Annotated in this window: 18 protein-coding genes; 6 read left to right on the forward strand and 12 right to left on the reverse strand. The window is 61.2% G+C overall.

The window, feature by feature from the left end:
- Window positions 1–20: 20 nt before the first annotated feature.
- The 5 genes from PMI24_RS25425 to PMI24_RS25445 form a co-directional block, all read right to left on the reverse strand.
- Window positions 21–722, reverse strand: coding sequence for an ABC transporter ATP-binding protein (locus PMI24_RS25425; RefSeq protein ID WP_003222380.1), 702 nt, complete (start codon window positions 720–722; stop codon window positions 21–23).
- The gene (livG, locus tag PMI24_RS25430; RefSeq protein WP_007959160.1) at window positions 723–1,490 is read right to left on the reverse strand and encodes a high-affinity branched-chain amino acid ABC transporter ATP-binding protein LivG; all 768 of its coding nucleotides are present in this window, start codon (window positions 1,488–1,490) and stop codon (window positions 723–725) included. It lies immediately after the preceding gene.
- Window positions 1,487–2,743, reverse strand: a complete 1,257-nt coding sequence (locus PMI24_RS25435) for a high-affinity branched-chain amino acid ABC transporter permease LivM (RefSeq protein ID WP_007959162.1) — start codon at window positions 2,741–2,743, stop codon at window positions 1,487–1,489. Before PMI24_RS25435 ends, livG begins: the two co-directional genes overlap by 4 nt.
- Window positions 2,740–3,663, reverse strand: coding sequence for a high-affinity branched-chain amino acid ABC transporter permease LivH (livH, locus tag PMI24_RS25440; RefSeq protein ID WP_007959165.1), 924 nt, complete (start codon window positions 3,661–3,663; stop codon window positions 2,740–2,742). Before livH ends, PMI24_RS25435 begins: the two co-directional genes overlap by 4 nt.
- Window positions 3,664–3,894: 231 nt before the next feature.
- A complete protein-coding gene (locus PMI24_RS25445) occupies window positions 3,895–5,022 on the reverse strand; it encodes a branched-chain amino acid ABC transporter substrate-binding protein (RefSeq protein WP_007959167.1) in 1,128 nt (375 codons plus the stop codon).
- Between the two features lie 352 nt (window positions 5,023–5,374).
- Here PMI24_RS25445 and PMI24_RS25450 point away from each other — a divergent pair, with 352 nt between their 5' ends.
- On the forward strand, window positions 5,375–5,680 hold the full coding sequence (locus PMI24_RS25450; protein ID WP_007959169.1) for a DUF2288 domain-containing protein: 306 nt from the start codon (window positions 5,375–5,377) through the stop codon (window positions 5,678–5,680).
- A gap of 293 nt (window positions 5,681–5,973) precedes the next feature.
- Here PMI24_RS25450 and PMI24_RS25455 read toward each other — a convergent pair whose 3' ends face one another.
- Complete coding sequence (locus tag PMI24_RS25455; RefSeq protein ID WP_007959170.1) at window positions 5,974–8,175, reverse strand: hypothetical protein; 2,202 nt, start codon at window positions 8,173–8,175, stop codon at window positions 5,974–5,976.
- A gap of 197 nt (window positions 8,176–8,372) precedes the next feature.
- Here PMI24_RS25455 and PMI24_RS25460 point away from each other — a divergent pair, with 197 nt between their 5' ends.
- Window positions 8,373–9,269 (forward strand): NAD(P)-dependent oxidoreductase, encoded by an 897-nt coding sequence (locus PMI24_RS25460; protein ID WP_007959172.1) that lies wholly within the window; start codon window positions 8,373–8,375, stop codon window positions 9,267–9,269.
- On the opposite strand, the gene PMI24_RS25465 is transcribed toward PMI24_RS25460, so the two are convergent.
- Together PMI24_RS25465 and PMI24_RS25470 are read right to left on the reverse strand one after the other, a co-directional pair.
- Window positions 9,160–11,442, reverse strand: a complete 2,283-nt coding sequence (locus PMI24_RS25465) for a putative bifunctional diguanylate cyclase/phosphodiesterase (RefSeq protein WP_007959174.1) — start codon at window positions 11,440–11,442, stop codon at window positions 9,160–9,162. The genes PMI24_RS25460 and PMI24_RS25465 overlap by 110 nt on opposite strands.
- A gap of 163 nt (window positions 11,443–11,605) precedes the next feature.
- On the reverse strand, window positions 11,606–11,959 hold the full coding sequence (locus tag PMI24_RS25470) for a YkgJ family cysteine cluster protein (RefSeq protein WP_007959180.1): 354 nt from the start codon (window positions 11,957–11,959) through the stop codon (window positions 11,606–11,608).
- A gap of 303 nt (window positions 11,960–12,262) precedes the next feature.
- Here PMI24_RS25470 and PMI24_RS25475 point away from each other — a divergent pair, with 303 nt between their 5' ends.
- On the forward strand, window positions 12,263–13,612 hold the full coding sequence (locus PMI24_RS25475; RefSeq protein WP_007959183.1) for a spinster family MFS transporter: 1,350 nt from the start codon (window positions 12,263–12,265) through the stop codon (window positions 13,610–13,612).
- 69 nt (window positions 13,613–13,681) lie between these two features.
- Here PMI24_RS25475 and rapA read toward each other — a convergent pair whose 3' ends face one another.
- Window positions 13,682–16,528, reverse strand: coding sequence for an RNA polymerase-associated protein RapA (gene rapA, locus PMI24_RS25480; protein WP_007959192.1), 2,847 nt, complete (start codon window positions 16,526–16,528; stop codon window positions 13,682–13,684).
- A 243-nt stretch (window positions 16,529–16,771) separates the two neighbouring features.
- On the opposite strand from rapA, the gene PMI24_RS25485 reads away from it, so the two are divergent.
- A complete protein-coding gene (locus tag PMI24_RS25485) occupies window positions 16,772–17,113 on the forward strand; it encodes a hypothetical protein (protein WP_007959194.1) in 342 nt (113 codons plus the stop codon).
- Here the strand turns inward: PMI24_RS25485 and PMI24_RS25490 are convergent.
- The 3 genes from PMI24_RS25490 to PMI24_RS25500 all read right to left on the reverse strand — a co-directional run bounded on the left by PMI24_RS25490 (window position 17,083) and on the right by PMI24_RS25500 (window position 19,716).
- Entirely contained in the window at window positions 17,083–18,294 is a 1,212-nt protein-coding gene (locus PMI24_RS25490) for an aminotransferase class V-fold PLP-dependent enzyme (protein ID WP_007959196.1), read from the reverse strand. The genes PMI24_RS25485 and PMI24_RS25490 overlap by 31 nt on opposite strands.
- Entirely contained in the window at window positions 18,291–18,761 is a 471-nt protein-coding gene (locus PMI24_RS25495; RefSeq protein ID WP_007959198.1) for a RidA family protein, read from the reverse strand. The genes PMI24_RS25490 and PMI24_RS25495 overlap by 4 nt, the downstream gene beginning before the upstream one ends.
- Window positions 18,762–18,849: 88 nt before the next feature.
- Window positions 18,850–19,716, reverse strand: a complete 867-nt coding sequence (locus tag PMI24_RS25500; protein ID WP_007959201.1) for a LysR substrate-binding domain-containing protein — start codon at window positions 19,714–19,716, stop codon at window positions 18,850–18,852.
- Between the two features lie 185 nt (window positions 19,717–19,901).
- Here PMI24_RS25500 and PMI24_RS29400 point away from each other — a divergent pair, with 185 nt between their 5' ends.
- Entirely contained in the window at window positions 19,902–20,063 is a 162-nt protein-coding gene (locus PMI24_RS29400; RefSeq protein ID WP_007959203.1) for a hypothetical protein, read from the forward strand.
- Between the two features lie 145 nt (window positions 20,064–20,208).
- Window positions 20,209–20,325: a cytochrome c oxidase subunit CcoM gene (gene ccoM, locus PMI24_RS29660; RefSeq protein ID WP_007959205.1), complete on the forward strand. Its 117-nt coding sequence runs from the start codon at window positions 20,209–20,211 to the stop codon at window positions 20,323–20,325.
- Window positions 20,326–20,571 lie beyond the last annotated feature (246 nt).

Raw genomic sequence — 20,571 nt, forward strand, 5'->3', positions numbered from 1 at the left:
GTTTTTTTTGAAGCGATCGATCAACCGCCGAGGTACGCCTCGCGCACTTTCGGGTCGGTCAGCAGCGCTTCGCCGGTGCCTTGCATCACCACCCGGCCGTTCTCCAGAACGTACGCACGGTCAGCGATTTTCAGCGCCTGGTTGGCGTTCTGCTCGACCAGGAACACCGTCACACCGTCCTTGCGCAGCTGTTCGATGATGTCGAAGATCTGCTGGATGATGATCGGTGCCAGGCCCAGCGACGGTTCGTCGAGCAACAGCAGTTTCGGCTTGCTCATCAGCGCACGGCCGATGGCGAGCATTTGCTGTTCGCCGCCGGACATGGTGCCGCCGCGCTGGTTGAAGCGTTCTTTCAGGCGTGGGAAAAGTCCGAGAACCTTGTCCATCTGTTCCTGATAGTCGCCCTTGTCGGTGAAGAATCCGCCCATGGACAGGTTTTCTTCGACGGTCAGACGGGCAAACACCCGACGACCTTCCGGTACCACGGCGATGCTCTTGCGCATGATCTGCGACGAGTCCTGGCCGACCAGTTCCTCACCCATGTAGCGGATGCTGCCGCTGTGGGCCTGCGGCGAACCGCAGAGCGTCATCAGCAGCGTGGACTTGCCGGCACCGTTGGCGCCGATCAGGGTCACGATCTCGCCCTGGCGGACTTCGACGTTGACGCTGTGCAGGGCCTGGATCTTGCCGTAGAAGGTGGAAACGTTTTCGAACTGCAGCATTTACGCTTCCCCCAGGTAGGCTTTGATCACTTCAGGATTGTCGCGGATCTGTTCCGGCGTGCCGTCGGCCAGAGGCGTGCCCTGGTTGATCACGACGATGTGGTCGGAAATGCTCATGACCAGTTTCATGTCGTGTTCGATCAGCAGCACGGTCACGTTGTGCTCTTCACGCAGCACGCTGATCAGCGCCTTGAGGTCTTCGGTTTCCTTCGGGTTCAGGCCGGCGGCCGGTTCGTCGAGCATGAGGATCCGCGGACGGGTCATCATGCAGCGGGCGATTTCCAGACGACGCTGCTGGCCGTAGGCCAGGGTGCCGGCAGGGCGGTTGGCGAACTCTTTCAGGTTGACCTTTTCCAGCCAGTACTCGGCGAACTCCATGGCCTCGCGCTCGCTCTTGCGAAACGCCGGGGTCTTGAACAGGCCGGACAGGAAGTTGGTGTTCAGGTGACGGTGCTGGGCGATCAACAGGTTCTCGACCGCCGTCATGTCCTTGAACAACCGCACGTTCTGGAAGGTGCGCACCACGCCTTTGAGGGCAATCTTGTGGCCCGGCAGGCCGTGAATCGGCTCGCCGTCCAGCAGGATGCTGCCGCCCGATGGCTGGTAGAAACCGGTCAGGCAGTTGAACACGGTGGTCTTGCCCGCGCCGTTCGGCCCGATCAGTGCCACCACCTGTTTTTCCTTCACGGTCAGGGCCACGCCGTTGACCGCCAGCAGGCCGCCGAAGCGCATGCTCAGATTTTCGACTTTCAGGATCTCGCGGCTCATTTGCGCAGCTCCATGTGAGGACGTTGCATGGGCAGCAGACCTTGAGGTCGCCAGATCATCATCAGCACCATCAGGGCGCCGAACATCAACATGCGGTACTCACTGAACTCACGCATCATTTCCGGCAGCAGGATCATCACCACGGCCGCGAGAATCACGCCCAGCTGCGAGCCCATGCCACCCAGCACCACGATGGCGAGGATGATCGCCGACTCGATGAAGGTGAACGACTCCGGCGTCACCAGACCCTGACGGGCGGCGAAGAAGCTGCCGGCGAAACCGGCAAATGCCGCGCCGAGGGTGAACGCCGAGAGCTTGATCACGGTCGGGTTGAGGCCCAGCGCACGGCAGGCGATTTCGTCTTCACGCAGCGCTTCCCACGCACGGCCGATCGGCATGCGCAGCAGGCGGTTGATCACGAACAGCGCCGCCAGCGCCAGCAACAGAGCAACCAGGTAGAGGAAGATCACCTTGTTGATCGAGTTGTATTGCAGGCCGAAATATTCGTGGAAGGTTTGCATCCCTTCTGCGGCTTTACGTTCGAAGGTCAGGCCGAAGAACGTCGGTTTCTCGATGTTGCTGATGCCGTTCGGGCCGCCGGTGATGTCAGTCAGGTTACGCAGGAACAGGCGGATGATTTCCCCGAAGCCCAGGGTCACGATCGCCAGGTAGTCGCCGCGCAGACGCAACACCGGGAAGCCGAGCAGGAAGCCGAACGTCGCCGCCATCAGGCCGGCAATCGGCAGGCAGATCCAGAAGCTCAGGCCATAGTAGTGCGACAGCAGCGCGTAGCTGTAGGCACCGACGGCGTAGAAGCCGACGTAACCCAGGTCGAGCAGACCGGCCAGACCGACCACGATGTTCAGGCCCAGGCCGAGCATCACGTAGATCAGGATCAGCGTCGCGATGTCCACCGCGCCACGGGAGCCGAAGAACGGCCACACCAGCGCACCGATGATCAGCGCGATGATGAAGTAGCGTTGGGTGGTCGGCAGGGTCAGGAAGTTGCTGGCCTTGGCCGGAATCAGCGGCATGCCTGGCGACGAACGCCACGCCTTGCTGATCTGCTGGTTGAACAGCACCCGCAGGAACATCAGCACCGAGCAGATGGCGATGGTCGCCAGAATGGCCGGGCTGGTGTTGTGCACTTCCAGGTTGACACCGACGATGGTCAGTTTCAGACCCAGTACCGGATAGGCCACGGCCCAGACCAGCAAGGCACTGAACAGCGCCTGTTTAAGATTCCTAGTCATACTTTCTCAACCTCCGGACGGCCCAGAATGCCGGTCGGACGGAACAACAGCACCAGAACCAACAAGCCGAAAGCCACGACGTCCTTGTACTGGTCGCCGAAGATATCGGCGCCAAAGGCTTCCGCCACCCCGAGCACCAGCCCGCCGAGCATGGCGCCGGGGATGCTGCCGATCCCGCCCAGTACCGCAGCGGTGAAGGCCTTGAGGCCGACGAGGAAACCGGCGTTCGGGTTGATCACGCCGTATTGCATGCTCAGCAGCACGGCCGCGACGGCCGCCAGCGCAGCACCGATGACGAAGGTCAGGGCGATGATGTTGTTGGTGTTGATGCCCAGCAGGTTGGCCATCTTGATGTCTTCGGCGCAGGCGCGGCAAGCGCGGCCCAGGCGAGAGCGGGAGATGAACAGCGTGAGGCCGAGCATGGCGATCAGGGTCACCACGAACACCACGATTTGCATGTAGGAAATCAGCACTTCATGTGCGCCACCTGGGCCGAAGGCGAAGTTGCCCGGAATCAGGTTGGGGATTGCTTTGTCCTTGGAGTCTTGCGCCAGCAGAACCGTGTTCTGCAGGAAGATCGACATACCGATCGCGGAAATCAGCGGGATCAGACGGTTGCTGCCGCGCAACGGGCGGTAGGCAATGCGTTCGATGCTGTATCCGTAGGAACTGGTGACGACGATGCTGGCGATGAACGCCACGGTCATCAACAGCGGGACGCTTTCGAGTCCCATCATGGTCAGCCCGGCGATGGCGATGAACGCCACGTAGGAACCGATCATGTACACCTCGCCGTGGGCGAAGTTGATCATTCCAATGATGCCGTAGACCATCGTGTAGCCGATGGCGATCAGGGCATACATGCTGCCAACGTTCAAGCCGTTAACCAGCTGTTGGAAGAAGTGATAGATGTCAGGCATTACAGCGCTCCTAAAAACCTGATACGCATTTCACTGGTGGAGTCATTTTCCCGCCCGGTCCCGTGGATCTTTATCCACTTCGAATCCGGGTTTTGCCAGCGAACCGCTGATGACGGTTTTGAGATTTTCAGGTGGGGAGACTGGCGGATCACGCCAGCGCGGCCCAATACATTCGTAAAACAAAGCCCACGGCACGCCGTGGGCTTTATTGGCAGTCAGTCAGGCAGCGCCTTACTGAGGCGACACTTCGGTTTTAGGTTTGCCGTTGTGCCACTCGTAAACCACGAATTTGAAGTCCTTCAGGTCGCCCTTGGCGTCGTAGCTCAGGTCGCCGGTCGGGGTCTTGAAGGTGCCGGCGTGGATGGCTTCAGCCACCTTGGCAGGGTCTTCGGACTTGGCTGCGGTGATACCTTGGGCAATCAGTTCAACCGCCGAGTAGGCCGGGAACACGAACGGACCGCTCGGGTCTTCTTTCTTGGCCTTGAATGCATCGGCCAGGGCCACGTTGGCCGGATCCTGGTCGAAGGATTTCGGCAGGGTCACCAGCAGGCCTTCGGACGCGTCCTTGGCGATCTGGGTGATCGAGTCGTTACCCACGCCTTCCGGACCCATGAACTTGGCTTTCAGGCCTTTTTCCTGGGCTTGACGCAGGATCAGGCCCAGCTCCGGGTGGTAGCCGCCGTAGTAGACGAAGTCGACGTTGGCTTGCTTGAGCTTGGCGATGATCGCGGAGAAGTCCTTGTCGCCGGCGTTGATGCCTTCGAACACGGCAACCTTGGTGCCTTTCTTCTCGAGGGTGGATTTGACGGCGGTGGCGATGCCTTCACCGTACTGCTGCTTGTCGTGCAGCACGCCGACGATTTTCGGCTTCACGTGATCGGCGATGTAGTTACCGGCGGCAGGGCCCTGGGCGCTGTCCAGACCGATGGTGCGGAAGACCATTTTGTAACCACGGTTGGTGATGTCCGGGCTGGTGGCAGCCGGGGTGATCATGATCACGCCTTCGTCTTCGTAGATGTCCGAAGCAGGCTGGGTGGAGCTGGAGCACAGGTGACCGACCACGAACTTGACGCCGTCGTTGACGACCTTGTTCGCAACCGCTACCGCTTGTTTCGGATCGCAAGCGTCATCGTATTCAACGGCTTCGAGCTTCTTGCCGTCGACGCCGCCTTTGGCGTTGATCTGTTCGATGGCCATTTTCGCGCCACTGAACTGCATGTCGCCGTACTGGGCTACTGGACCGGTTTTAGGGCCGGCGATACCGATCTTGATGGTGTCAGCTGCGAACGAATGGCTGGCAACCCCGGCCAGAACCATAGCGGCAAACAGTTTGGAAATCTGCTTAGTAGCCTTAGTCATAGTGCTCCACTCTTACTGTTGTATTTTTTTAGAGTCCTGACGCCGTAGCAGCAGAACCGGGACAGATATCTAGGCGATACCCTCCGGAAAAGCCCCCGGCAACTGTACCGGTACAGTGTAGAGCGCCGGTTGTTGGCCTGGGAAGCTGGCGCCAGGGGGCAAAACCTGAGGGTGTCGCTTAAATGAAAGAAAAAGACAGAATTGCGGCGGGACGTTCAGAGGGCTTATACCCCAATCATCAGCATTCCTTGGCGTTCCTGCTCTTTTCGTTCGGTACGGCCTTTTGCAACCGGGTTTTTCTGCCGGACCACCGACGTTATCATTCGCGCCGATTTCTTTTCCGGACAGTCCCATGAATCAAGAACCTAGCACCCTCTATGCCAAGCTGCTTGGTGAAACCGCATCTATTACCTGGAAAGAGCTGGAGCGCTTCTACGCCCAGGGTGCCCTATTGTGGGTCGACGCCAGCCTGGATTTGATCGCGGTCGCCGAGGCCGTGGCGTCGGATCAGGGCGAGAAAGTCGCTGCCTGGCTGGCCGAAGACAAGGTCGCCAAGCTGTCTGAAACGCGGGCGCTGGATATTTTCGAGCGCGATCCCGAGATGTGGGCGGTGGTGGTCCGGCCGTGGATCCTGGTCCAGGAAAGGGCAGCGGCCTGACAGGTTGCACCTTGTTGGTGCGAGTGCCGGCCGGCAAAAAGTGTGTAATGGAGTAGCGTGATGGCCGATTGCCGTAGAGAAATGCCACAAGCGTGGGTGGCATAACGGTGACGTAAACGTAACGGGCACAGTTTAGTAAGCAGCCTAACGGCTGCTTAATTGTTTCGGGATGTTGGAAAGGCTGAAATCTTCAGTGAATTAGAGGGCCTCTTCGCGAGCAAGCCCGCTCCCAAAGGAAATGCATTCCATTGTGGGAGCGAGCCTGTTCGCGATGGGGGCGCCTCGGTCCGATGTCAGACCGAGTAAGACTTGCCAGTATGGTTATTGAGGGAAATAACCTTGGTCTTGCCGATCCGGTGACGGTAGATCTCGCGCAGGTACTTGATCGACTTCTTCACGCAATCGCGCGACAGGCGAATGTCGTTGATCGAGACAAACTTCTCTTTGTCGTTGATCAGCTCGCGGTACTTCTTCTCGTACATCGGTTTGATCGCGTACCAGTTGGTATCGAGGATCTTCGCCGGGTTCTCGAATTCGTTGAGCAGGTCGTCGATGCGGTCTTCGTCGAATTCTTCGTTGATGATGAAGTCGAGGATCGAGTTGTCCAGGGTCTCGTCGAAACGGTACGGGGTCTTGGCGAAGCAACGTTTGATGAACGCCACGATCAGCGTCAGGAAGTCGTCCGACAGGCACGGGCTCTTGGCGATCAGGGTGGTCAGCGACAGGTTGGCCGAGGCGCCGATCACCAGCGCGTAGCGCTTGAGCGTGGTGTTGGGGAACAGGCTGTTGAGGTGGGTCTTCAACCGGTTCAGGTCCATGTACGACAGCTTGTAGTCTTTTGGCAGCGAAACGATCGAGACCACCGACGAGCAGTTCTTGAAGAAGTGCAGGTCGTGCAACGCGGCGGCGTCGTAGCCGGAGTTCTTGTACTGCTCCAGCGAAGCGCGATAACGCTTGGATTCGATCGGCAGCAGGCTGATGCCTTCGATGGCCTGGGTCACCTTGTTGAAGTGCGGCAGGTCGATCGAACGGAAGAACAGGTCGTCGATGTTCAGGCGCTGCGGCTCTTTGTCGAACACCTTGAACTTGTCGCTGCTCGGCGGCGGAGTTTCCGGCACCACGGATTCGGCGTAGGCAATCGCCACCGGGCCGGCCAGACTCATGAACAGGTCGTTGGCGTCCAGGCGAATGGTCTCGCCGATGTCGATGCCGGCGCGACGGAAATAGTTCTGGTCGTAGTCGGTCGTGACCGCCTGGGCCGTCAGAATGTTGAAGATCTGCTGCGAGATGTATTGGTTGGCGTGTTTCTCCATCGCATTGACATCAATGTTCTGGATGTTGCCGTCATCGCTCTCTTCGGCGTAACGCATGATGTCGTTGGAGATCAGCATCATCGCGTTCCATGGGCGGATACGGCCCATGACGCTGGCTTCGCTGCTGTCTTCGTTGGCGAAGTTGTACGAGAAATCCCATTCTTCCGACAGGTATTTGCACAGCAGGCGACCGGCGTTGATGTGCAGCGCCTCGGACATTTCGCTGCGGTGGTCGGAAATGTTCGGCAGCACGCAGATGCCGCTGGTGAAGATCGGTTCGAACACGAACGAATGACCGCTCTTGCCGTCATGTTCGTCCATCGGCTTGGTGTCGAACGTCTTGTTCATGTACGAGTGCTGCTGGGCCAGGCCGAATTCCGAGGCCATGCCCGAACCGGTACCGCCGCCGGCACTGAAGATCGAGAAATACAGGCGCGACTGGTTGGCCTTGATGCCGCAGCTGTCGATCAGGTACGAGTGGATCATTTTCCAGTCAGGGCTGGAGAAACGCTGGGTGTCCTTGTTGAGGATGATCTTCGCCAGGTACTGGCCGAGGATCGGCGCGTTACCGGCGCCACCGGCGTGGACTTCCGACAAGTCCATGATCTTCATCTTGCTGTAGTCGCGCAGGAAACCGCTTTTTTCGCCCTTGCGCGAGAAACGGATGCGTCCGGCGATGTCCTTGTCGAGGTCGCCAAGCATCACCAGCGGTTCCACCAGGAACACCGGTTTGCTGCCCTTGTTCGGGCCGATCCGCAGGTTGGTCTTGATCCACTGGGCCGGGCTGTAGCCCTTGTCGGCCAGACGACGCTCGCTGGAGGGGCGATCTTCGTTGTTGAATTCGTTGAGGTAGAACTTGCGCGCGTTGTACACCAGCTCCGCCACGTCGAGGGCGATGTTGGAGCCGCAGCGACCGAGGCCGATCAGGCACACCGACGGGAATTCCTGGTCGTTGTGCTGTTCGTTGTCGCCTTCCAGGTGCGGCGGGCGCGGGAACACCAGGTCACGCAGGCCATCGAGGTTGTCGAGGATGCGGTCAGTGTTGGTTTCGGTGAAGTACAGGTATTGCTGGGTGCCCAGCGGGCGCGAGGGTGGCAATGGCTTCATCGGGGCAGGGCTGTTCGCCGCAGGGCTCAGAGTCAGATCGGATACCGCAGTGGCCGGATTGTTTTTAGAAGTCATTGTGCGCCATATACCTGGACTGGTTGGATCAACGACCGCTGTCGTCGAGCCTCACGGAATGGGAATCTCGCGTCTTTTTTCTGCGCGTGTTTTGCCCGTGCGTCAGGGACTTTGCCTGAGTGCCGCGCGGGGGAATCCTTTCCTGATCGATGATGAATCGGCCATTATTCGGCGATCTTTAATCAAAAGGAGGCTAAATGATGTCAACGCGACCTTCGTTGGGGTTTGCCGGAATCGGCCTGATGGGCCTGCCGATGTGCCGCCGCTTGCTGGCCGCCGGTTATCCGCTGACCGTGTGGAACCGCAACCCGGCCAAGTGCGCGCCGCTGGTCGAGGCCGGCGCCCGGCAGGTGGCGACCCCCGCTGAACTCTGTGAACAGGCTGACGTGGTGATGCTGTGCCTGGCGGACACGGCGGTGGTGCGCGAGGTGGTGTTCGGCCCGGCGGGCGTGGCCGAAGGGGCGAAACCCGGTCAGTTGCTGGTGGATTTTTCCAGCCTCGAACCGACGGCCACCCGTGAAATGGCGGCCGAGCTGGCCGGCAAGACAGGCATGGCCTGGCTCGATTCGCCGGTGTCCGGCGGGGTGGTCGGGGCCGAAGCCGGTAGTCTGGCGATCATGGTCGGCGGTGATGCAGCGGACCTTGATCGCGTGCGACCGGTATTGCTCGAACTCGGGCAGCGCGTCACGCACATGGGCGGCGTCGGCGCCGGTCAGGTGACCAAGGCCTGCAATCAGATGATCGTCGCCTGCAATGCCTTGGTAATCGCCGAAGTAGTGGCGCTGGCCGAGCAGGCCGGGGTCGATGCCAGTCTGATCGCCGAAGCGCTGGCCGGTGGTTTTGCCGATTCCAGGCCGTTGCAGATCCTCGCCCCGCAAATGGCCGAAAGCCGTTTCGAGCCGGTGAAGTGGCACGTGCGCACGCTGCTGAAAGATCTGGATACCGCAGTGAAGTTTTCCCGGGAAACCGGCTCGGCCACGCCGATCAGCGGATTGGCCGCACAACTGATGCGCCTGCATGGGGCACAAGGCTTTTTGCAGAAGGATCCAGCGACACTGGTGCAAATGTACCGCGCGCCAGACTCAGCGGATTGAGCGTGTGCGCGTGTTTGCGTTGGTTGATTTCCTCCAGCACCGGGCGCAGTTCGGCCAGTGGCACCGGGCGGCTGAGCAGGTAACCCTGAATGAAGTCGCAGCCCGAGCGCTCAAGAAACTCGTATTGCTCCAGGCTTTCGACGCCTTCGGTGACCACCTGCAAGTGCAGGGTGTGCGCCATGACGATGATCGCCTGGACAATCTCCATGTCGGCGGTGGCCTTGGGAATGTCGAGGATGAACGAGCGGTCGACTTTCAGGGTGTTGAGCGGCAGGCGTTTGAGATAGGCCAGCGACGAATAGCCGGTGCCGAAGTCGTCGATCGACAGTGACACGCCGAGGGCGCGGATTTGTCGCAACAACACCAGGGTGTTGGCGATGTTGCCCATCAAGGCGTTTTCGGTGACTTCCAGTTCCAGCCGCTCCGGGGCGACCCCGGCGCTGCGCAGGGCATGCTCGATTTCATTGGCCAGTTCTTCCCGGGCCAGATTCAGCGGTGAGCAGTTCCAGGCAATCTTCAGATCATCGCAACCATGGCGCGACAGCTCGCCGAGGTCTTCACAGGCCTTGCGCAGGACCCAGTTGTCGAGCTCGGCAATCAGCCCGTTGTTTTCGGCGATGGCGATGAATCGATCCGGGGTGAGCAGGCCGTGCACCGGGTGCTGCCAGCGGATCAGCGCTTCGAGCTTGGTGACCTTGCCGGTCTTGAGTTCGAAGATCGGCTGGTAATACAGCAGCAGACCGTTCTCCTGACGCAGGGCGTGGCGCAGCTCTTCCTCCAGTTGCAGTTCGAGGCTGGCGCGGTTCTTCAGGTTGGAATCGAAGAAGTGCACGCCGTTGCGCCCGGCACCCTTGGATTGGTACAGCGCCAGATCCGCGTGCTTGAGCAGTTCATCGCAGGTGGAACCGTCCTCGGGGAACAGGCTGATGCCGATGCTGGTGGTCATCACCATGCGCCGTCCGGCCAGTTCGATCGGCTCCTTCATCTTGACCATGATGCGCTGGGCCAGGTTGCGCGCTTCTTCGCGGTCGCGCAGGCCGATCAGGATGCAGAACTCGTCGCCGCCGAACCGCGCGACCACGTCTTCATGGCTGCGCACCGAACCCTTTATGTGCTGGGCGATGACCTTTAGCAGTTCGTCACCGGCGTCATGGCCGAGGCTGTCGTTGATGCGTTTGAAGTGGTCGATGTCGAGAAACATCACCGCCAGCATCCCGCCTTCGCTGGATTTCTGGCTGAGCTTTTCAGCGAAGATCTGATTGAAGCCGCGCCGGTTGATCAGATTGGTCAGGGCGTCGTAGTTGGCCACGTGCTGCAGCGACATGCGTGCCTGATCGAGCTGGCTGAGCAGGGCGTTGACCCGACGCAGATCGTGTTCCTTGTTTTGCAGCTTCTTGTCGGCCAATGCGGCGCTGATGGCGCTGCCGAGAATCAGCAGCGTGATCAGCGCGACGGTCAGGCCCAACTGCAAGTGACCGGTTTGCGACGCCAATGTCGGTAATTGCCCCTCGGGCAGCACCAGTTGCAGCGCTGCCATGCCGGTGAAATGCATGCTGAGGATGCCGGCGCCGAGAATCACCGCGGCCAGGTATTTGAGCATCTGGATGTGCAGGCCGCTGCCTTCGCGCAAGTAACCGGCCACCCACAGTGCGGCGAAGCTGGCGCCGATGGCGATCACGATCGATGACACGAACAGGGTGGGTTCGTAGTAAGCCGTGGCGGCGGATTCGATGGCGGCCATGCCGACGTAGTGCATGCCGGCGATGCCCAGACCGATGACGATGGCGGTCTTGAGGTATTGCAGCAGACTCGGTTGCGGATGGCTGAGGGTGTGCATCGCCAGCCAGGACGCCAGTAACGCGATCACCAGCGAAAACAGGGTCACGGGCAGGTCGTACTGAATGTCGATCGGCGCCTGGAACGCCAGCATGCTGATGAAGTGCATGGCCCAGATACCGCCGGCCAGGCAGGTTGCGCCAATCCAGCGCCACAGTCGCTGCGAACCGGGTTCTTCAGCGTGGACGACCCGCTCGGCCATGTCGAGGGTGGCGAAACTCGCGGCGCAGGCGACCAGGTAAGCCACCAGCACCAGCAGGGGATTGTGTGTGCAATTGAGGATGACCTGCCCGCTCTCCGGCTGCTCGGCAACAAATTGCAAACCAAGCCACTCCATAGCATGCCCCGTCTCTGAGTACGTCCTTACTGCGTCATCAACGCAGGCGAATGTTTGCAGTATAGAGGCGGTTTTTGGCGTGCAAGCGGTAGTGGCACATTGGCGCTAATGATTTTGGCATGAGCGTCATAGCGTTTGGCGCTAAGCGTTGAAACGCCTGAACTCAGGCGACTTCGTTCCAGTGCGGTTGCAGCGGCGGCAGGCCGAAACGGGCCCGCGCCTTGTCGCAGTCGGTGTTCTGTTCGCCGTTTTCCCACGACGCCTCGAACTCGCGGCAGGGGCTGGAACGCTTGTCGTAGATCGTGCAGGCCACTGATTTTCCGACCTCACCCTCCAGCGCGGTACAACGCGGCGCCTTGCGGTCGGTGCCGATCATCGCGACCCGGCTGGGCGTGATCTGGGTGACCAGTTCATCGGGCACGGTCCCGCCGGAGGATGCGCATTCACCCCAGAAAAAAGAAACACGAAAATGGGAACAGCAGGCACCGCAATTCAGACACGGACTGACTTCGGACATGGGCGGGGGTATCAAAGGGATTGATCGGCAGGATCCGGACGGATCCGGCGGCCATTCTAGGCTTTGCCACGGCGTTGGGAAGGGGGGCGAGAAAGTATTTTTTCATTGCCGGATTTTTCCGCAAAACCCCCGGTTTTCGGGGGATTCGAAGCATTTCAAGGGCTTACGTTTCGTTACACGGCCATGGCCCGTCATCAGGCTGACGAATGATCACAGACAGCCCCGACGAGCGTGACTAGATTGCAGGTTCCGGGCTCGGATGCGTTGGCAGTGAAGCCCCAATAACAATAAAGAGACGGACCCATGCAGAACTCGACCCAAGCGGCGAATGCCTGGCGCATTCTGTTCCTGCTGTTCCTTGCCAACCTGTTCAACTTCTTCGACCGCACCATCCCGGCGATCATCATCGAACCGATCCGCATGGAATGGCACCTCAGCGACTTCCAGCTGGGGATCGTCGGCACTGCGTTCACTCTGGTCTACGCGATTGCCGGGTTACCACTGGGCCGCATGGCCGACACCGGTTCGCGCAGCAAACTGATGGGCTGGGGCCTGGCGACCTGGAGCGCGCTGACGGCGGTCAACGGTCTGGTCGGCAGTTTCTGGAGTTTCCTGCTGGTGCGCATGGGCATCGGCATTGGTGAAGCCAGTTACGCGCCCGCCGCCAACTCGCTGATCGGCGACCTGTTCCCGGCCCATCGCCGGGCCCGGGCCATGGGCATTTTCATGCTCGGCCTGCCGCTGGGGCTGCTGCTGGCCTTCTTCACCATCGGCTGGATGGTCAAGGCGTTCGACAGCTGGCGCGCGCCGTTCTTCATCGCCGCCGTGCCGGGGCTGGTGCTGGCGGTGTTCATGTTCTTTATCAAGGAACCCAAGCGCGGTGCGGCTGAAACCGTGCAGGTGTCCCAAGAGAAAGTCGACAAGCCGATTCGCCGCGTTCTCGCCGTGCCGACCTTCCTGTGGCTGGTGATGGCCGGGCTGTGCTTCAACTTCGCGACCTACGCCTGCAACTCGTTCCTGGTGCCGATGCTCCAGCGTTATTTCCTGATGCCGTTGCAGGAAGCGGCGGTGGCGACCGGGGTGATCGTCGGTGTGACCGGTTTGATCGGCCTGACTCTCGGCGGCTGGATCGCCGACAAGATTCACCAGCGAGTGGCCAACGGGCGACTGCTGTTTGCCGCGTTCAGCCTGATCATCTCGACCCTGTGCACGGCGTGGGCGCTGCATGCCGGGCGCATCGAGATCGGGGTGTTTGTCGCAGTGTTCAGCGTTGGCTGGCTGTTCGCATATAACTTCTACACCTGCGTGTACACGGCGATTCAGGACGTGGTCGAGCCACGCCTGCGGGCCACGGCGATGGCGCTGTTCTTTGCCGGGTTGTATTTGCTCGGTGGCGGTCTGGGGCCGGTGGTGGTCGGCGGTTTGTCGGATCACTTCGCCAAATCGGCGATGGTCTCGGCGGGCGCCGAGCAGATGACCGAGGCGTTCAAGGCCGTCGGGCTGCATGATGCGATGTACCTGATTCCGGTGGCGCTGTTCCTGACCATGGTCTTCCTGTTCCTCGCCTCGCGCTGTTTTGTGCGGGATGCGAAGCGGATGAAGGAAGGGCTGGTGGGGGTGGTTGAGCCGCAGAGTCAGGCCGTTACCGCTTGATCGGACAGGCAAACAAAAAGGCCCGCATCACTGCGGGCCTTTTCGTTTTTGGCGATGGAGCAGGGCGGTTTAGCCCGCCACCAGCACCCGGATCGCTTCCAGTCGCAGCGCGGCCTTGTCGAGCATCGCCAGACCTTGTTCACGCTGCTTGCGCAGGGCGTCCAGTTCGCTGTCGCGTACGGTCGGGTTGACCGCCTGCAATGCGGTCAGGCGTGCCAGTTCTTCGTCGGTGTCGGCTGCCAGACGGCGGCGGGCCTCGGCCACGCGCTCGGCGTGGCGCGGGGTGACCTTGTCTTCACCGGCGTTGATCCGTGGCGTCAGCTGATCGCGCTGGGCCTGGATGAACTTGTTGGCGCTGGCGCGCGGCACGCTTTCCAGTTGATCGTTGAGGGTTTCGAACGCCACGCGCGACGACAGGTCGTTGCCGTTGGCGTCGAGCAGGCAGCGCAGGGCGGCCGGCGGCAGGTAACGGCCCAGTTGCAGCGAACGCGGGGCAACCACTTCGCTGACATAGAGCAATTCCAGCAACACGGTGCCAGGCTTGAGCGCCTTGTTCTTGATCAGCGCGACGGCGGTATTGCCCATCGAACCGGACAGCACCAGATCCATGCCGCCCTGCACCATCGGGTGTTCCCAGGTGATGAACTGCATGTCTTCGCGCGACAGCGCCTGGTTGCGGTCGTAGGTGATGGTCACGCCTTCGTCGTCGCCCAGCGGGAAACTGGCGTCGAGCATCTTCTCGCTCGGCTTGAGGATCAGGGCATTTTCCGAATGGTCTTCGCTGTCGATGCCGAACGCGTCGAACAGGGTTTCCATGTAGATCGGCAGGGCGAACTGATCGTCCTGCTCGAGGATGTCCTCGACCAGCGCTTCACCTTCGCCGGCGCCGCCGGAGTTGAGTTCCAGCAGACGGTCGCGACCGGTGTGCAGCTCGGCTTCCAGACGCTCGCGCTCGGTGCGCGCCTCGTCGATCAGCGCTTGCCACTCGCCGTCGTCGGCTTCTTCGAGCAGCGGCAGCAGGCGCGGGCCGAACTGATGCTGCAAGGCGTTGCCGGTCGGGCAGGTGTTGAGGAACGCGTTCAGGGCTTCGTGGTACCACTGGAACAGACGCTCTTGCGGGCTGGTTTCCAGGTACGGCACGTGCAGTTCGATGATGTGCTTCTGGCCGATCCGGTCCAGACGACCGATCCGCTGTTCCAGCAGGTCCGGGTGCGACGGCAGATCGAACAGCACCAGATGGTGGGCGAACTGGAAGTTGCGGCCTTCACTGCCGATTTCCGAGCAGATCAAAACTTGCGCGCCAAACTCTTCGTCGGCGAAGTAGGCGGCGGCGCGGTCACGCTCGAGGATGTTCATGCCTTCGTGGAACACCGTGGCCGGGATCCCGGAGCGCACGCGCAGGGCGTCTTCCAGGTCCATCGCGGTTTCGGCGTGGGCGCAGATCACCAGCACTTTGGTGCGCTTGAGCATTTTCAGCTGGTCGATCAGCCACTCGACGCGCGGGTCGAATTTCCACCAGCGTTCTTCTTCGCTGGCGTCCGGCTGGGCCTGGAAGCTGACTTCCGGGTACAGCTCGGCGTGTTCGCCCAGCGGCAGTTCGAGGTATTCGTCGGGGCATGGCAGCGGGTACGGGTGCAGTTTGCGCTCTGGGAAACCCTGCACGGCGGCGCGGGTGTTACGGAACAGCACGCGGCCGGTGCCGTGGCGGTCGAGCAGTTCACGCACGAGGCGGGCGCTGGCTTCGGTGTCGCCATCGTTGACGGCGGTCAGCAGGGCTTCACCTTCGTTGCCGAGGAAACCGTGGATGGTCTTGTGCGCGGCCGGCGACAGGCGACCCTTGTCCAGCAGTTCCTGAACGGCTTCGGCCACCGGGCGATAGTTTTCGCTCTCGGCGCGGAAGGCGGCCAGGTCATGGAAACGGTTCGGATCGAGCAGGCGCAGACGGGCGAAGTGGCTGTCCTGACCGAGTTGTTCCGGGGTGGCAGTGAGCAGCAATACGCCGGGAATGACTTCGGCCAGTTGCTCAACCAGCGAGTATTCCGGGCTGACTTTCTCTTCGTGCCACACCAGGTGGTGGGCTTCGTCGACCACCATCAGGTCCCAGCCGGCAGCGAACAGTGCGTCCTGCGCCTTTTCATCGTCGACCAGCCACTCCAGCGCCACCAGGGCCAGCTGGGTGTCTTCGAACGGGTTGGTGGCATCGCTTTCGATGAAGCGTTCTTCGTCGAACAGCGCGACCTGCAGGTTGAAACGGCGGCGCATTTCCACCAGCCATTGGTGCTGGAGGTTTTCCGGAACCAGGATCAGCACGCGGTTGGCGCGGCCCGACAGCAGCTGGCGATGGATCACCAGACCGGCTTCGATGGTCTTGCCCAGACCCACTTCGTCCGCCAGCAATACGCGCGGTGCGATACGGTCGGCGACTTCACGGGCAATGTGCAACTGGTGGGCGATCGGTTGGGCACGCACGCCGCCCAGGCCCCACAGCGCGGACTGCAACTGGCGGCTGGTGTGTTCCAGGGTGTGATAGCGCAGGGAGAACCAGGACAGCGGGTCGATCTGGCCGGCGAACAGACGGTCGCTGGCCAGACGGAACTGAATGAAGTTCGACAGCTGGGTTTCCGGCAGGGTGACCGCTTCGTTCTGCGCGTTGAGGCCGTGATAGACCATCAGGCCGTCGACGTCGTCGACTTGCTGGACAGTCATCTTCCAGCCTTCGAAGTGAGTGATCGAATCGCCGGGCGAGAACCGCACGCGGGTGAGGGGCGCATTCCGTAGCGCGTACTGGCGAGTCTCGCCAGTGGCCGGGTAAAGCACGGTCAACAAGCGGCCGTCCTGTGCCAGAACGGTGCCTAAACCAAGCTCTGCTTCGCTGTCACTGATCCAGCGTTGCCCCGGTTGATACTGCTGCGCCATGCTGCCTGACTCCCACCTTGAAAAAGCGGGCTATCTTAACGGAATGAGGGCCCGAGGCCAAAGGATAAGGAGCCTCGGCCCGGCTTTTAACCGCAATCGGCCAATTGCAGGGAAGATTAGGTCATGCATCGGTTTTACGGGATGTTGCGGCACCCTTGAGTGCCAAACCGGTCACAAGTTTGCGACCGATGGCTCAAGGCACCCCTGGCGCCGCCGATAACCTGCTGACAGGAGACCCTTCATATGCTGCCACCGATGCTCCCCTTGAGCGCCGTGCCGATCACTTCCCAGCAGGATCCGATCCGCCAGCGACCGGATATTCCCCCTGTGGTGCCGGTGCAGGAAAGCTCCAACGAAAGCACCATCGATCTGCAAAAGCGCGACCCGGAAGAGGACGGCTATCTGCTGCGCGAAGAGCAGCGTCGCCAGCAGGAACGCGATCGCCGTCGCCGCGAAGCCGACGACGACCCCGAAGCGCACCTCGCCGTGCCGGGCACCGAACTGAATGCCGACAACACCGTGCCGGTCGCGCCGTTGATGGAAGATCAACCGCGTCAGGGGCTTTGGGTCGACATCGAAATCTGAGGCCGGACGGCCAGCTCCGTCAGGTTTTCCAGCAGCACGTCGATCTCTTCCTGCGTGTTCAAATAGCTCACCGCCACCCGCGCAATATTCGTCAGCCCGCGCGCCTGCATGTCCAGCGGCGTGTAGGCCACGCCATTGGCGCCGATGTTGATTCGTCGTTCGGCCAACGTCTGCTTCAGCGCCATGCTGTCCCAGCCTTCGAGCGTGAATGCGATCAGCCCGGATTGTTGATTCGCCGTTCCGAGATCCCGCAGCGTCAGGCCGGGAATCGCCTTCAGGCGTTGGCGCAATCCGCTGCTCAGTTGTTCGATGCGCTGGCGGACGGGGATCGCGCCGAGGCGGTTGTATTCCTCCAGCGCATTAGCCAGCCCGGCCAGCAGTGCCAGTGACACTTCACTGGTTTCAAAGCGGCGCGCGTCGTCGCGCAGGGTGAATCTTTTGCCGTCCCACGGCGCCGACAATACATCGCGTTGCACGGGGAGCAGCCGTTGCAGGAATTGCGGCCGAATGTACATCAGCGCCGTGCCGCGTGGCCCGCGCAGGAACTTGCGACCCGCACCCTTGAGCACGTCGCACTGCAAGGCCTGAACATCGCAAGGCAACTGGCCCAGCGCCTGACCGGCGTCGATGAAATAAGGGATGCCGTGGCGCCGCGCCACACTGCCGATCTGCGCGGCGGGGTTGATCAGGCCGCCGTTGGCCGGCAGCCAGGTCAGGGCGATCAGGCGTACCTGGCCGTCGATCATCTGCGCCAGGGCTTGCGGGTCGACCGCACCGTGGGCGTCACAAGGAATCACTTCGAGCCGCGCGCCGGCCTTCACCGCTTCGGCCATGCACGCCAGATTGCCGGCCCATTCATGGCGACCCACCAGAATCCGTTCGCCGGGCTGCCATGGCCCCAGCGCGTTGAACGCCTGGCTCCAGGCTGCCGAGCCGCTGCTGGCGAAGGCGATGTCCTCGGGCTGGGCGTTGAGCAGGGCGGCGGCCGCGTTTCGCGCGCGTTCCTGTACCCGGTTGTCCGCCGCCTCCATCGGCCCGCCGAGTGCTTCGCGTTGCAACTGTTCGATCACCGCGTCGAGGGTCGCCTGACTCGGCAACGAAGCGCCGGCGTGGTTGAAGTGGATCACCTGAGCGCAGCCGGGTGTGGCGGCGCGCAGGCGCGAGAGGTCGTCGATGTTCACGGTTTGAGCTCGAAGATCGCGTCGATTTCCACCGCGACGCCGGCCGGCAGGCTCGACACACCGACCGCGGTACGTACGTGCCGGCCCTTGTCGCCGAGGGCGTTGACCAGCAGGTTCGAAGCGCCGTTGGCGACGACGCCTTGAGCCTTGAAGTCCGGTGTGGCAGCCACGAAAACCCCGAGGCGCAGGATGCGCACCAGTTTCGACAGGTCATCGCCCAGTGCATGGCTCAACTGGGCGAGCAGGCCCAAGGCAGCCAGTTCAGCGGCGTTGGCCCCTTCTTCGTCGGAGATCGCTTCGCCCAGTCGCCCGATGAACGCAGGTTTGCCGTCGAGTAATGGAATCTGCCCGGAGATGAATAACTGATTCTGGCTGACCACATGGTTGACGTAATTGGCGATCGGCTGGCTCGGTTCGGGCAGGCGCAAGCCGAGTTGTTGAACGCGTTGGCTGAGGGAATCGGTCATGGGAAGTCCTCCTGAGTGAGGGCTTCAGCATGTTGATGCGAGCGAAGGGCGACAAACGGATAGATTTAATCCGACGCATCCAAAAAACTCATGCGTTCGCGATTTCCTCCAGCCACTGGCAGAAATTTTGTGCCGCCGATGTGGGCGGGTGTTGCGGGGTGACCAGCCAATAACCGATCTCGCCGAGCATTGACGGGGTGTCGAAGGCCGGCACCAGCGCGCCTTCTTTGATCCGGCGTTCGATCATTCGCTGGCGACCCATGGCAATGCCCTGACCGGCGACGGCCGCTTCGACGACGATGTTGTAGTCGTGCAGCATGACGCTGGGCACATGAGCCAGATCGATGCCGCTGTGTTGCTGCCAGTCGATCCATTCGAACGGCTGGTGCGACTTGGCCATCAGCAACGGCCCGTTGTTCACGCCTTTGGCCTTGAAGGCCGGGCTGCAGACTGGCGTCAGGGTTTCAGCCATGAACCGGCGGGCCTGGACTTTCGGCCAGCCGCCCTTGCCGTAGCGGATCGCCAGATCCACCTCGCCGGCGTCGACATCGGCCAGTTGCACGGCGGGCAGCAGTTCGACATGGATGTTCGGGTATTTCGCGTTGAAATCCGCCAGACGCGGCGCCAGCCACAGGGTGGCGAAGGAGGCGAGCAGACCGATGCGCAGGGTGGTGGGGCGCTCGCCGCGCAGGTCGTGGGTGGCGGCGGCAATTGCGGCGAGGGCCGGTTGGATTTGCCGGTAGTAATGTTCGCCGGCGGGTGTCAGATCGATCGCCCGGGTGCGGCGCACGAACAGTCGTTGATCGAGGAATTCTTCGAGTTTGTGCACCTGATGGCTGATCGCGCTTTGGGTCACCGACAGTTCATCGGCAGCCTTGATGAAACTCAAATGGCGGGCCACGGCCTCAAAGGCGCGCAAGGCCATCAGCGGTGGCAGATCCTGATGCAGGGGCACGGCGCAGATCCTTCGGGTTCAGGGCGAGGCGCCGATTGTGCGGGCAAATCCGGTGGGCGGTACATGAATTGTTGTAGAGCGTTTAGGTCAGTGGCTGGTCAGCGCCCGCGTCAAGCCGCATTATTGGCGCAGTCCTGTCGGTGATCCGGCAGTTGTGATTCAGTCCAAGTGATGCACCGAACGCCATGAGCCAAGACGACAAGCTGATCGACCTCAACACCGAACGCGCCAAGCGGGTTCATGACCTCAACGAGAAGCGCCTGAATGAAGTTCGCCAGGCTTTCGAGCAGGCCATGCCTTTGGGTAAACCGAAGAAAAAGCCGAAAAACAAACCGAAAAAGCGTTGATCTCCCCTGCATCCGTTGATGCAGGTCAGTTATTTCCCTTCCTTTCCTCCCCATGGTGACCGGCATTGATCCCGGTCAATTCCTGCGTCTGCCTGATTGGTTAACTTAGCTCCATCGCAGCAGAGCAGGGGCCAGGAGGCCAGTCATGTTTTTCGATAACGTGGTGTTTGCCGGGGTCCTGACTGTGGGGCTGATGGTTCTGTTTTTTGCAGGGTTTGGATTTTTTATCTGGAAGGATGCGAATAAGCGCAAGAAGCCTTGATTCTTCCGGGTTTGATGAGCACGCAAGGCATTTTGGGCAACTTCGGTTGCCCTTTTTTTTTGTGTCTTGGCGGCCGTTGGGCCGACCATGCTCTTGGGGTTTTAGGGGTATATCCGTTTCTTCGAGTGCTGCCGCTGGCGGTTCCGCCCTTACGGCGGCTCACTTTTTCAAACGCCAAAAAGTAAGCAAAAGGCTTGGCCCCGGCGTTCGGCACCTCGCTGTGGCTCGGCGTTCCTTCGTTCCGGG

Origin of the sequence: Pseudomonas sp. GM25 (genome assembly GCF_000282255.1) — a bacterium.
Lineage (GTDB): Bacteria > Pseudomonadota > Gammaproteobacteria > Pseudomonadales > Pseudomonadaceae > Aquipseudomonas > Aquipseudomonas aphyarum.

What these genes read in the sequence shown, in the direction of transcription:
- livG (WP_007959160.1), bottom strand. Translation starts at nt 1,490, where the DNA reads ATGAGCCGCGAGATCCTGAAAGTCGAAAATCTGAGCATGCGCTTCGGC.
- rapA (WP_007959192.1), bottom strand. Translation starts at nt 16,528, where the DNA reads ATGGCGCAGCAGTATCAACCGGGGCAACGCTGGATCAGTGACAGCGAA.
- PMI24_RS25455 (WP_007959170.1), bottom strand. Translation starts at nt 8,175, where the DNA reads ATGACTTCTAAAAACAATCCGGCCACTGCGGTATCCGATCTGACTCTG.
- ccoM (WP_007959205.1), top strand. Translation starts at nt 20,209, where the DNA reads ATGTTTTTCGATAACGTGGTGTTTGCCGGGGTCCTGACTGTGGGGCTG.
- PMI24_RS25460 (WP_007959172.1), top strand. Translation starts at nt 8,373, where the DNA reads ATGATGTCAACGCGACCTTCGTTGGGGTTTGCCGGAATCGGCCTGATG.
- PMI24_RS29400 (WP_007959203.1), top strand. Translation starts at nt 19,902, where the DNA reads ATGAGCCAAGACGACAAGCTGATCGACCTCAACACCGAACGCGCCAAG.
- PMI24_RS25435 (WP_007959162.1), bottom strand. Translation starts at nt 2,743, where the DNA reads ATGACTAGGAATCTTAAACAGGCGCTGTTCAGTGCCTTGCTGGTCTGG.
- PMI24_RS25475 (WP_007959183.1), top strand. Translation starts at nt 12,263, where the DNA reads ATGCAGAACTCGACCCAAGCGGCGAATGCCTGGCGCATTCTGTTCCTG.
- PMI24_RS25485 (WP_007959194.1), top strand. Translation starts at nt 16,772, where the DNA reads ATGCTGCCACCGATGCTCCCCTTGAGCGCCGTGCCGATCACTTCCCAG.
- PMI24_RS25465 (WP_007959174.1), bottom strand. Translation starts at nt 11,442, where the DNA reads ATGGAGTGGCTTGGTTTGCAATTTGTTGCCGAGCAGCCGGAGAGCGGG.
- PMI24_RS25425 (WP_003222380.1), bottom strand. Translation starts at nt 722, where the DNA reads ATGCTGCAGTTCGAAAACGTTTCCACCTTCTACGGCAAGATCCAGGCC.
- PMI24_RS25445 (WP_007959167.1), bottom strand. Translation starts at nt 5,022, where the DNA reads ATGACTAAGGCTACTAAGCAGATTTCCAAACTGTTTGCCGCTATGGTT.
- livH (WP_007959165.1), bottom strand. Translation starts at nt 3,663, where the DNA reads ATGCCTGACATCTATCACTTCTTCCAACAGCTGGTTAACGGCTTGAAC.
- PMI24_RS25495 (WP_007959198.1), bottom strand. Translation starts at nt 18,761, where the DNA reads ATGACCGATTCCCTCAGCCAACGCGTTCAACAACTCGGCTTGCGCCTG.
- PMI24_RS25450 (WP_007959169.1), top strand. Translation starts at nt 5,375, where the DNA reads ATGAATCAAGAACCTAGCACCCTCTATGCCAAGCTGCTTGGTGAAACC.
- PMI24_RS25470 (WP_007959180.1), bottom strand. Translation starts at nt 11,959, where the DNA reads ATGTCCGAAGTCAGTCCGTGTCTGAATTGCGGTGCCTGCTGTTCCCAT.